At 69.6% G+C, this 12,699-nt stretch carries 2 protein-coding genes; one reads left to right on the top strand and one right to left on the bottom strand.

All coding sequences use genetic code 11. The annotated features are described in order from the left end of the window. Positions 1 to 20 precede the first annotated feature (20 nt). A complete protein-coding gene (locus K3G64_RS08005; protein WP_238890232.1) occupies positions 21 to 11,018 on the bottom strand; it encodes a type I polyketide synthase in 10,998 nt (3,665 codons plus the stop codon). Positions 11,019 to 11,259: 241 nt separating this feature from the next. Between K3G64_RS08005 and K3G64_RS08000 the strand changes: the two genes are divergently transcribed. Next, positions 11,260 to 12,681 (top strand): condensation domain-containing protein, encoded by a 1,422-nt coding sequence (locus tag K3G64_RS08000; protein ID WP_238890230.1) that lies wholly within the window; start codon positions 11,260 to 11,262, stop codon positions 12,679 to 12,681. Positions 12,682 to 12,699 lie beyond the last annotated feature (18 nt).

Genomic DNA, 12,699 nt, shown 5'->3' with positions numbered 1-12,699 from the left:
TCAATCGCGGCTCGGCGGGATCAGTCGGTCTTCGGGGGCTCGGTGCCTTCGGCGTCCGGCAGCTGACCGACGAGGTACTCGGCGAGTCCGCCGATCGTCGGATAGTCGAACACCGCGGTCGCGTTGATCGTGAAGGCGCCGCCGAACTGGCTGTGCAACCGGTTGCGGAGTTCGATCGCCATCAACGAGTCGGTGCCGAGATCCAGGAACCGGCTGGTTGCGGCAGGCGGCTGTGCCAGCCGCAGGAAGTTCTGCACCTCACGCTGCAGGAACTCGGTCACGAAGCCGGCGCGCTGGGCCACCGGAATCTCCTGCAGCTGCCGCAGCAGCTCGCTGTCGCCGGTCACTTCCCCGACGGCACTGGGCAGCACCAGATCGAGGACGGGTGGCCGCGAGGCGCCCAGCACCTTGGCAGCACGCTGCCAGTTGGCCTTGATGACCGTCGCCTGCCCCGCGCCGTTCGCGACGACCTCGGCGAGCGCGCTCAGCGCGGCTGACGGCTCCAACGGGATCAGGCCCTGCGCGCCGATGTTCGCGGTCGCCGCCTCCGAAGACGCCATCCCGCCCTGGGCCCACGGGCCGAAGTTGACCCCGGTGGCCGGCAGTCCCCTGGCTCTGCGCTGCGCGACCAGGCCGTCGAGCAGGGCATTGGCCGCCGCGTAGTTGGCCTGGCCGGGTGAGCCGAACACGCTGGCCACCGAGGACGACACGATGAAGAAGTCGAGGTCGTCGTCCCGCGTCAGACGGTCCAGGTGCCAGGCGCCGAAGGCCTTCGGCGCCAGCGTGGTTCGGAATCGCTCGACGCTCTGCTGGGACAGCAGCGCGTCGTCGAGCACGCCGGCCAGATGGACCACGCCTGCCAGTGGCGCCAACTCCGCGCGGATTCGCTCGAGCAGCACCGCGACCTGCGACTCGTCGCCGACATCGGCCGCGAAGGTGTGGACGCGGCACTTGTGGCGTTCGGTGATCTCGTCGATCGCGCGTTGCGCATCCGCGTCGGGCGTGCGTCGGCTGGTCAACACGATGTCACCGGCCCCCAGTTGGGCCAGATACGACGCCATGTGCAGGCCGATCGCACCCAGCCCGCCGGTGATCAGATAGCTGCGGTCGGCGCGTGGCTGCAGCGGGTCGGGCATCTGCAGCACGATCTTGCCGATGTGCCGTGCCTGCTGCATACGGCGGAACGCGGCCTTGGCCTCGGTCAACGGATAGATCTCGGCGGGCAGCGGCGCCCACTCGCCCTTGCCCAGCCCGTCCGACACCTCGGTCAACAGGCGCCGAATCCGCTCCGGCTCCTGGATCGTGACCGTGTCCAGCGCCACGATCTCGTAGTCGATGTCGGGGCGGACCGCAGCCATTTGCTCACGGGTCCAGATGTCGCGCTTGGCGATCTCGGCGAACCGGCCGTTGTGCGCGGTGGCCCGAACGGTGGCCTCCAGGAAGCCCTCGTTGGTCAGGCTGTTGAGCACGACGTCGACGCCGGCGCCGTCGGTGTCGGCCAAAATCTGATCGGCGAAATCTGTTGTGCGCGAGTCGTAGACATACTTGACTCCCAGCTTCTGCAGCGTTGCGCGCTTGTAGGTGCTGGCGGTCGCGAAGACCACCGCGCCGTGTCTCTGTGCCAGCTGGATGGCAGCCAGGCCGACGCCACCACTGGCGGCGTGGATCAGAACGCGATCGCCCGGCTGCAACTGCGCCCAGTCGAACGCCAGTCGGGCGGTCAGCGCCGCAGCCGGAATGGTGGCCGCCGCGACCGGGCTCAGGCCGTCGGGCATCGGCGCCACCAGCTGCGCGGGCACATTGAAGCGGCTCGAGAACGCGCCCTGCATGAAGCCGTAGACCCGTTGGCCCACCTCGAATCCGTCCACACCGCTGCCCATTTGGGTGACGATGCCGGCGAAATCCCCGCCGATCGGCCCCGGGTCGCCCGGGTAGAGGCCCAGGACGTTGAGCACGTCGCGGAAGTTGAGGCCAGCCGCCTCCACGCGGACCTGCACGTAGCCGTCATCGGGCGCAGGCACGTCGGCTTCGGTCAGCCGCAGGTTGTCGATCGCGCCGCGTTCGGTGGGCGCCAGCGCGTAGTCGGCCGTTCGTGGCACCGTCAGATGTCCGCTGCGGGCCCACGGCAGCAACCGCGAGGCCAGCAGCTTGCCTTGCCGCAGGGCCAGTTCCGGCTCGTCGACCGGCGTGGCCAGCAGATCGGCCAGTGCGTGTACGGCCTCCGGTGAGCCGTCGCAGTCGACCAGCCGGCAGGCCAAGGCGGGTTCCTCGTTGATGGTGGTGCGTCCGAAGCCCCACAGCGCCGCCTGCACCGGGTCGACGGGCTCACCGGATTCGGTGGCCACGGCCCGCTCGGTGACGATCCAGAGCCCGTTCGGGAGTTTCACCCCGCCGTGTTGTGAACCGCGCTGCACCGCGTGCACGGCGCTGAGCAGGTTGGCGACCTCGTTCTCGACCCGGGCGGCCGCGTCGGCGCTCGACTCATGGACACCGGGTGCGGTGGCGCGCCAGACGACACCGGAGAACCCCATGCCGCGCTCGTGCGCCTGCACCAGTAGCTGTCCGAGAAGTTCCGGGTCGGCGGTCCGGTCGAACGGTATGCAGCCAGGCACAACCGCCGCCAACTCGTCGAAGCCGGCGATCAGCCAAGTGCCGTTGGCGGGTGCGGCGCCCGCACCGGCCGCCGGCAGCGGCACCTCGGGCCAGCCGAGCGTGTAGAGCAACCGGCCCGCATCGCCGCCGAGGCCGCGCAGCAACGCCTCACGCGGTGCGCGTTTGACGGTGAACTCGCGAATGCCCCCGAGCGGGCGGCCGTCGCGGCTGACGAAATCGAGGTCGAAAACCTGTGTCTCGCTGGTCAGTTCACTGTCGTGCCAGCGCGCCCGGCAGTAGAACCGCCTCGGCATCCGCTCCCGCAGCGTCACCTGCCCGTACCGCAACGGCAGGAACAGGTCGCTGACACCCTGTTCGGCCGCGAGCAGCGCCGGGAATGCGGGGAAAGCGACGCCGGTGCACAGGTCCATCAGCACCGGGTGCATGGGCTCACTGCCGAGGTGATCGGCGAGTTCTTCGCCGACGATGATGTCGCCGATCGCCTCGCCCTCGCCCAGCCACAACGACTTCAGCGATCCCGACCAGGTGGGTCCCCAGGCCAGTTCCATGTCGGCGAAGGTCTCGAACAGCTCCTGCGGACGCATGCGGGTGCAGCGCTCGATCGCCTCGTCGACCGGTCCGCCGTCCTCGGCCTCGGCGTCGTCGGCACCGCTCATCACGGTGCCGTCGGCGTTCAACGACCAGTCGGATTCCCGCACACCGTACGGGCGGCTGTGTACCTGGAAACTCCACTCGCCGTCCGCTTCCCCCGGATGCAGCGTCAGCTGTACTTCACGAGAAACCTTCTCGGGCAGAATGATCGGCTCGTAGAAGAAGACGTCGCGCACCCGTGCCGGTGAACCCACCGCCGCCAGCGCCATCGCCGCGTATGTCGCGCCAGGCACCACCACGGTGCCGTAGATGACGTGGTCGGACAGCCACGGCTGGGACTTGACGGACAGCCTGCTGGTGTACACGGTGTCGCCGGAGGCGAGATCCTTGGCGGCGCCGAGGATTCCCGAGGCGGCGCTGCCGGTTCCGCCCTCTACGGCGATGCCGCCCGTCTTGGGCCAGAAGCGGCGGCGCTGGAACGGGTAGGTCGGCAGTTCCAGGATGCGACGTGGCCGGCGTTGCAGTGCAGCGAAATCGGGCGGGAGTCCGCCGACGTAGGCGGCGGCCAGCGCGTCGGCGATCTGGCGTCCGTCGCCGACCCCCTTGCGCAGCGACACGATCGCCCGCGGTGCGGCCAGGTGCTCCGGCCAGACCTGCACGGCGGCCCCGGTCAGCACCGGTTGCGGACCGATCTCCATCAACACCGAGCAGCCGAGCGCCGCCACCGTGCGCACGCTCTCGGCGAACTGCACCGGCTGGCGCGAATGCCGCCGCCAGTACTGCGCATCGAGCGGGCTCTGCGCGGTCAGCACGGCGCCGGTGCGGTTGCACACCAGCGGCAATGTCGGCGCCGCGAAGGCGAACTGTGCGGCGTGCGTTTCGAACTCGTCGAGAACCGGGTCAAGCAGTTCGGAGTGGAACGCGTGGCTGGTATCCAGCCAGGTGCACCGGATGCCCTCCTCGCCGAACCTGTCGACGACCTGCTCCAAGTCCTCGCCGGGACCCGACAGCACGGTGTTGGGGCCGTTGTAGGCGCCGACGGAAACGCGACCGAACCCGCCTGCGATCTCCTCGACGTGCTTGGCGTCGGCGAAGATCGCCACCATGCGCCCGCCTTCGGGCAGGTTGCCGAACATGCGGCCGCGTTCGGCCATCAACCGGGCGCCGTCTTCGAGGCTGAACACGCCGGCCACACAAGCCGCTGCGTACTGGCCCACGCTGTGCCCGAGCACCACGTCCGGTGCGACCCCCCACGACTGCCACAGCCGCGCCAGGCCCATCTCGACGGCGAACAGTGCGGGCTGCGCGAACGAGGTGTGCCGCAAACGTTCTCCGGTCTCGCGGTCGGTGGCGAACAGCACGTCGAGCAGCGGGTGCGCCACAATGTCCGCGACCGCGTCCGCGCAGGCCGCGACGGTGTCGGCGAAAACCGGTTCGGTGTCGAACAACTCGCGCGCCATTCCCGGGTACTGGCTGCCCTGCCCGGTGAACAACCACGCCGTCGTCGGGCGGTTGGTGTGCTCACCGCGCACGACACCCGGTCGCGTCCGGTTCTCGGCCAAGTCGGCGAGGGCTTGCCGGGCACCCTCCACCGAATCCACCACCATCGCCGCGCGATGCTCGAAATGCGAACGGCGGGCTCCGGCGGTGAGACATACGTCGGCGAGGTCGGCGTCCGGATGGGCACCCATCCAGGACCCGTAGCGCCGGGCCAGCGCCACCAGCGCCTCCGGCGACCGGGCGGACAGCGGAAGCACATTGACGGACCGGTCGGTAGCGTCCGACTCCGGGCCCGGCGCCGGTTGGGCCGGCGGTTCTTCGATGACGACGTGCGCGTTCGTGCCGGTGAACCCGAAGGAGCTCACGCCGGCGCGCCGGGGCCTGCCGTTGGCCAGCCATGGAGTGGCTTCGCCGACCACCCGCACCGGCAGCGAATCCCACGGGATATGCGGTGACGGCTTGTCGAAGTGCAGGCTCTGCGGCAGCAATCCGTGCTGCAGCGACAGCACGACCTTGATCAGACCCGCTGCGCCGGAGGCCGATTCGAGGTGACCGATGTTGGTCTTCACCGAACCCATCAGCAACGGCCGATCCGCGTCCCGTGACGCGCCGTAGACGGCGGCGGCCGCCTGGACCTCGATCGGGTCACCCAGCGGCGTTCCGGTGCCGTGCGCCTCGAGGTAGTCGACGTCACCGCCGGACAGACCCGCGCGGGCCAGCGCGGATTCGATGAGCCGTTGCTGGGCACCGCCGTTGGGCACGGTCAAGCCGCTCGAGGCGCCGTCCTGGTTGACCGCGCTGCCGGGGATGACGGCGCAGATGCGGTCGCCGTCGCGCTGCGCGTCGCTGAGCCTCTTGAGCACCAGCACCCCGCAGCCTTCGCTGCGTACGTAGCCGTCGGCGGAGGCGTCGAAGGTCTTGCATCGTCCGACCGGCGACAGCATCCTGGCGCGGGAGGCGGCGACGGTGGTCACCGGGCTCAGCAGGACGTTCACTCCGCCGGCCAACGCCAGATCGCAGTCGCCGAAGCGCAACGCCTGACAGGCCTGGTGGACGGCCACCAGCGCCGAGCTGCACGCGGTGTCGACCGCGACCGCCGGCCCCTCCAGACCCAGCGCGAAGGCCACCCGCCCGGAGATGGCGTTGAGCGCGTTGCCGGTGATGAAGTGCGGCTCGATCCTGTCGATCGACTCGCTGGACAACAGGTGTGCGTACTCGTTGGCCGCGACACCGGTGAAGATCCCGGTTCGGCTGCCGCGCAACGCGGACGGCGCGTACCCGGCCCGCTCGAGGCCCTCCCAGACCGTCTCGAGTATGAGCCGTTGCTGCGGCTCTATCCAGACCGCCTCCCGCGGCGAGATGCCGAAGAACTCGGGATCGAAACCGTCGACCTGGTCGAGGAAGCCGCCCAAGCGGGTGTAGGTCTTGCCCGGGGCATCCGGATCCGGGTCGTAGAACTCGTCGATGTCGTAACGATCTTCGGGGACTTCCCGGATCGCATCGACACCACCGGACAGCAACTCCCAGAACGCCTCCGGGTCGGGTGCACCGGGGAACCGGCAGGACACCGCGACGATCGCGATCGGTTCGTCGCTGCGTATCGCCGCCGCGGACACCGGCAGCGGTGTTGCGCTGGGTACCGGCTCGTGCAGACCGAGGACCTCACCGAGCAGATAGTCGGCGGCGTCGGAAAGCCGCGGGTGATCCATCACCAGGGTGACGGGTATCTCCTTGCCGACCCCCTGCTCGAGGCGGCGCCGCAGTTCGACGGCCATCAGGGAGTCCATGCCGAGGTCGAAGAACCCGGCGTCCTCGCGGATTTCGGCGGCATCCACACGCGTCACCTCGGCGACCGCGTCGCGCAGGTAGTCGGTGAGGAGCCGCATACGCTGCTGCACCGGAGCCCCGGCCAGCCGCTCGACCAGTGCGGTCCTTCCCGACGCGGTCACCGCCTGCGCCGCCGTGGGCCCGGCTGACACCTCGCGCGCCACCTCGGCCTCGACCTCGGCAAGGAATCCACGCCTGCCTGCCTGTTGGTACAACGGCAGGAAGCGGTCCCACTCGATACGTGCCACCACCCCTTGGGCCGCGGCCGCCCCGACCACATCGGCCAGCCCCGCCAGCGCGTCGGCGGGCGCCAACGCCCGGACGCCGCGCTGTTCCAGCCGGGCGCGGGCCTCGGCGTCGGCCATGCCCGCCGACCACGGGCCGAAGTTGACGCTGACCCCGGCGATGCCCTGCTGACGCAAGCGCCAGGCCAGTCCGTCGAGGAAGGCGTTCGCCGCGCCGTAGGCGGTCTGGCCGTACCCGCCCCACACCGCTGCGATCGAGGTGGTGCTGAGGAAGAAGTCGAGCTGCAGGTCGCTGACCGCCTCGCTCAGATGCCAGGCGCCCCAGACCTTTCCGGCGAACACGCGATCGACCTCGGCGTCACCCAGCTCGCTCAGGGGCGTGGTGCCGAGCTCGCCCGCGGCGTGGACGATGCCGGCAAGGGGCGGGAGCTCGGCCCGCACGGTCGCGAGCAGGCGTGCGACGTCGTGCGCGTCGGCGACATCGGCGGCGAGGACCCTGATCTCGCAGTCGTGCTCCGCGGCCAGCGCATCGATGCGCTGCTGCAAGGCATCGCCGGGTGCGCGCCGGCTCGTCAGCACGACATGCCCGGCGCCGTGCGCGCCCAGGTATCCGGCGATCTCCAGTCCGATGGCCCCGAGCCCGCCGGTCACCAGATAGGTTGCGTCACCGCGCAGTTGCAGCGGCGTGCCACTGGGCGGCCCGGCGCGCCGTACCAGCCGGGGGCGGTAGAGCGCCCGGCCGCGCAGCGCGATCTGGTCCTCGGTGCTGTCCGCTTGCTGCGGCGTCGTGATGTGGTCGATGAACCGCGACCACTCGTCGGCGGTGCCGTCGGCCAGATCCGCCAGTCCGCCCCACACGTGGGGAAGTTCCAGCGCGGCCGCGCGCCCGAATCCCCACAGGCAACTCTGCTCCGGGGCCACGGTGTCGGCGTCGGTGATCCGCTGCGCCCCTCGGGTCACCACCCACACGGGGGCCCGCAGGCCCGCGGTGCTCGCGGCGCGCAACAGTCGCCGTGTCCCGCCCAGGATCAGGTGCTGCATCCGAAGCAGCGACCGCATCGTCGGCGTGGCCACCGATTCCAGGGCCCCGGCATGCACGACGCGTAGCGTCGAATCATCCTGTGCCACAGCACGCAACGTCTCGGCCAGCTGCGCCTCGTCGGCATCACTGCGCGGCAGCGCGACGATGCGGTGCCGGTGGCCGCGTGCGGCCAGCGCCTCGACCAGCGGCGCCAGCACACCGTTGTCGTCGCCGTTGTCGTCGCCGACGAGGATCCAGGTGGATTCCTCATCGGCATGCCCGCCGGACGGTGCGGCGGTGCTCTCCTCCCAGTGGATCTCGTAGCGGTCGTGTGCGATCGACAGCGACGTCCGGTGCTGGTCATGTTGTGCGGCAAGCCTTCTCAACACGTTCAGGGTCTGCGGATCAGCGGTTTCCCCGTCGAGGAGGGTGGCGAGCTCCTCGATCCGGCCGTCCTCGAGGAGGCGGACGGCCTCGGTCCGCACGGGATTCGTGTGTGCTCGGCCGGGCTTGGCCCGCTCGTCGTCGCGGTCGTCCGGCCGGTTCTCGGTGTACCAGTACCGGCGGTGTTCGAACGGATAGGTGGGCAGATCCAGTTTGCGTGCTCCCGGCTGGCCGAATGCCTCGAACCGGGGTAGGTGGCCGAGAACGTAGGCCTCGGCGACGGCTTCGGTGATCTGCCGATGGTCGGCGGTGGTGGGGCGCAGCGAGGCGATCGCCCGCGGCGCGGTCACCGGGTCGGGCCACGCTGCCAGTGCGGAGGCGGTGAGCACCGGTCGCGGACCGATCTCGAGCAGCACCTTGCAGTTCAGGTTGGCAAGGGTGCGCACGCTCTCGGCGAACTGCACCGGTTGGCGCGCGTGCCTGCGCCAGTAGGCGCCGTCGATCCGCACGCTTCTGCCCAGCACGGCGCCGGTGCGGTTGTCGATCAGGATCCGTTGCGGCGTGCCGAATCCGAACCGCTGCGCATACGATTCGAAGTCGTCGAGGATCGGGTCCAGCAGCGCCGAGTGGAACGCGTGGCTGGTGTCGAGCCAGTCACATCGCACGCCGTCGGCCGACAGCGCAGCCACGGCCTTCTCCAGATCGCCGGCGGGACCGGACAATACGGTGTTGGCGCCGTTGTAGGCGGCAACCGACAGTGCCGGCAACTCGTCGGTCAGGTTCTCCACGCGCTCGGCGGCGGCGAACACAGCGACCATCCGGCCACCGGCGGGCAGACTGCCGAACAGACGGCCCCGCTCTGCCATCAGCAGGGCGCCGTCCTCGAGACTGAACACACCCGCGACACAGGCCGCGGCATATTGCCCGACGCTGTGGCCCAGTACCACGTCAGGCTCGAAGCCCCACGACTGCCAGAGCCGGGCCAAGCCCATCTCGACGGCGAACAAGGCCGGCTGGGCGTAGGAGGTGTCGCGCAGGCGCTCAGTCGGATCGGGGGCGTCCACCTCGAAAACCGCTTTCAGCAACGGCTTTTCGAGGATGTCGGCGACCGCGGCGGCGCAGCGCCGCACCGTGTCGGCGAACACCGGTTCGGTGTCGAACAACTCGCGCGCCATGCCAGGGTACTGACTGCCCTGACCGGTGAACAGCCACGCCGTCTTCGGCGCCTCGTAGGACTCACCACGCACCAGGCCGGGTGCCGGCCGGTCGTCGGCGAGCGCGCCCAGTAACTCGATGGCCGATTCACGGGAGTTGACCACCAACGCGGCCCGGTGCTCCAGGTGTGCCCGGGCAGTGCCCGCCGTGAAGCACACGTCGGCCAGGGTGGCCTCCGGATGCGCGGTCAACCAGCCGCGGTACTGCTCGGCGACCTGCGCCAGCGCGGCGGGTGTGCGCGCCGAGAGCGGAAGCAGACGCACGTGTGGCTGCTCGACGGGAACCGCCGCCGACTGCGGCCGCTCGGGAGCTTCTTCGACGATGACGTGCGCATTGGTGCCTGCGAACCCGAACGAGCTCACGCCCGCCACCCTCGGCCGGTCGGTGCGCTGCCAGGGAATGGTCTCGGTCACCACCTTGACCGGGAGGCGGTCCCAGGGAATGTGCGGCGACGGGTTCTCGAAGTTGAGGTGCTTGGGCAACGTTTCGTGCTCGAGCGAGAGAACGACCTTGATGACGCCCGCGATGCCCGCGGCCGCCTCCAGGTGCCCGATGTTCGTCTTCGCCGAGCCGATCAACAACGGCCGGTCGGGTTCGCGTCCGGCGCCGAGCACCTCACCCGCGGCCTGGGCCTCGATGGGGTCACCCAGTGACGTCCCAGTGCCGTGCGCCTCCAGGTAGCCGATGTCGCCGGGGGCCAGCTGGGCGCGCTCGAGCGCATCGGCGATAACCCGTTGCTGGGCCACGCCGTTGGGCACGGTCAGCCCGCCCGACGCGCCGTCCTGGTTGACCGCACTGCCGCGGATGACGGCCCGGATCCGGTCGCCGTCGCGGATCGCGTCGTCGAGGCGCTTGATGACGATGACACCGCACCCCTCGCCGCGCACATAGCCGTCGGCGGCCGCGTCGAAGGTCTTGCACCGGCCGTCGGGGGCGAGCATGCGCGCGTTGGAGAAGGTGATCATGGCCGCCGGGCTGAGCAGGACGTTCGCGCCGCCGGCCAGCGCCATGTCGCATTCGCCCAGGCGCAGTGCCTGGCACGCCTGATGGATCGCCACCAGCGACGAACTGCACGCCGTGTCGACGGCGACCGCGGGGCCCTGCAGCCCCAGCCGATAGCTGATCCGGCCCGCGGCCGCGGCATTGGACGTCCCGACGGCCATGTAGGCCTCGATCTCGGGATACGTCAGCTCATCGGACAGCATGCCCAGGTAGTCGTGGGTGGCCAGACCCACGAAGACCCCGGTGTCGCTGTCGGCCAGCGTCGTGGGCGCGATGCCCGCATGTTCGACCGCACGCCATGCCGTCTCCAGCAGCAGCCGGTGCTGCGGGTCCATCAACCTGGCCTCGCGCGCCGACACTCCGAAGAACGGCGCGTCGAATCCCGCGCTGTCGTCGACGAAACCTGCGCGGCGGGTCACGACCTTGCCGGGAACCCCGGGCTCGGGATCGAAGAACTCGTGGGCATTCCAGCGGTCGTCGGGAACCTCCGATATCGCGTCGCGGCCCGCGCGCAGCAGGTCCCAGAACTCCTCGGCGTCGCGCGCGCCGGGGAACCGCGCCGCGTAGCCGACGATTGCGAAGCGAGTAGCCGGCTCCCTGCGACGTGCGACGGATTCCATGCCGTTGTTGTCCTCCCTGCATCGGCGGTCAGAAACATCCCGCCCGCGGGTCATCAGCCGCCCCCGAAGGTTAATCCCCGACGCACTCTATGGCATGCACCTGCGGTTTGTGCGGTCTGACCGACGGAGGTTCGGCGGACGTCGGGCAACTGTCGAAGAACCCAGAGTATGTTGATCCGGCAATGGCTTGTGTCGGCGATCCGGAGCCGGCACGAGCGGGGCTATTCGGGAGGACCAGGCTTTGCGCATCGGCAAGATCACGGTTGGCGCACTTGACGAATGGGCGCTGAGACCGGGCGCCGTCACCTCCTGGCATCCGAGCGCCGCGGCCGCCGAGAAGGCGCGCCACGCGCCGGTCAGTGCGGTACCGGTCAGCTACATGCAGCGCCAACATCTGCGCAACTACCGCGAACGGGCCGCGGCGGGACTGAACTTCTCTCGCCAGATCATCGCGAGCTGCGAGGTAGCCGGCCGCTGTGACATCGCGGCCATGGATCACGCCGTGAACGCCTACCTGCGTCGGCACGACACGTTCCGCAGCTGGTTCGCCGACGCCGGTCACGGAGAGTTCGTCCGGCATTCGATCGCCGACCCGGCCGACATCGAGTTCGTCCCCATCGACCACGGCGGTATGACGATCGAGGAGATCCACGATCATGTGGTCACGATCCCGAGTCCCCTGGAATGGGGCTGCTTCACGTTCGGAGTCATCCAGCATGACGGTCACTTCACCTTCTTCGCCGCCATGGATCATGTCCACGGGGACGCGACGCTGATCGGCACCACGATGCTGGAAGCCAACGGGATGTACTCGGCGTTGAGCGGAGGCGGTCAAGCTCTCGCGCTGCCCGCCGCCGGCAGCTTCGACGAGTTCTGTGTTCGCGAGCGCGAGCGCACCTCGGAGTTGAGCCTGGATTCGCCCGAGGTTCGGGCCTGGCTCGACTTCGCCGAGAGCAACGGCGGCGGCTTTCCCGAATTCCCGCTGCCGCTGGGCAATCCGCTGTTGTCCGACAGAAGTGCGATGACGTCGGAAGTCCTGATGGACCCCGCTCAGACGGATCGCTTCGAAACGGCCTGCGCGGCGGCCGGCGCGCGTTTCGTGGGCGGCTTGTTCGCCTGCCTCGCCCAGGTCGAGCATGAGCTGACGGGCGCTCTGACGTACTCCGGGCTCACTCCGCGCGACTCGCGCTCGGCCACGGACAACTTCGCCACGCAGGGCTGGTTCACCGGCCTCATCCCGATCACCGTGCCGATCGGGGCCGCCTCGTTCGGCGATGCCGCGTGGGCCGCGCAGGCGTCCTTCGACGCGAACCTGAATATGGCCAAGGTGCCGTATTACCGCGTATTGGAATTGGCGCCGTGGTTGAACTGGCCACGGCCGAACTTCCCCGTCTCGAATTTCTTTCACGCCGGCGCCGCTCCGCTCAACGCCGTGCTCGCCGCCGCTGATCTGGGCCTGGCCGACAATATCGGGATCTACCCGGACGGCCGATTCTCCTATCAGCTCACCATCTACATATTCCGATACGGCGCGGGCACCGTGATGGCGATCATGCATCCCGATAATCCGATCGCGAGGAAGTCCGTCGCCCGCTATATGAAGACCATGCAGTCCGTCTCCGTGCTCGTCGCCGACAGCGGGCACTGGGGACGTGTCGCATAGCGTGCGGCGACGGGTGGG

Source organism: Mycobacterium sp. IDR2000157661 (genome assembly GCF_022317005.1).
Classification (GTDB): Bacteria; Actinomycetota; Actinomycetes; order Mycobacteriales; family Mycobacteriaceae; genus Mycobacterium.
The sequence above is the reverse complement of the archived record's forward strand: the minus strand, read 5'-3'. Positions and strand labels throughout refer to the sequence as shown.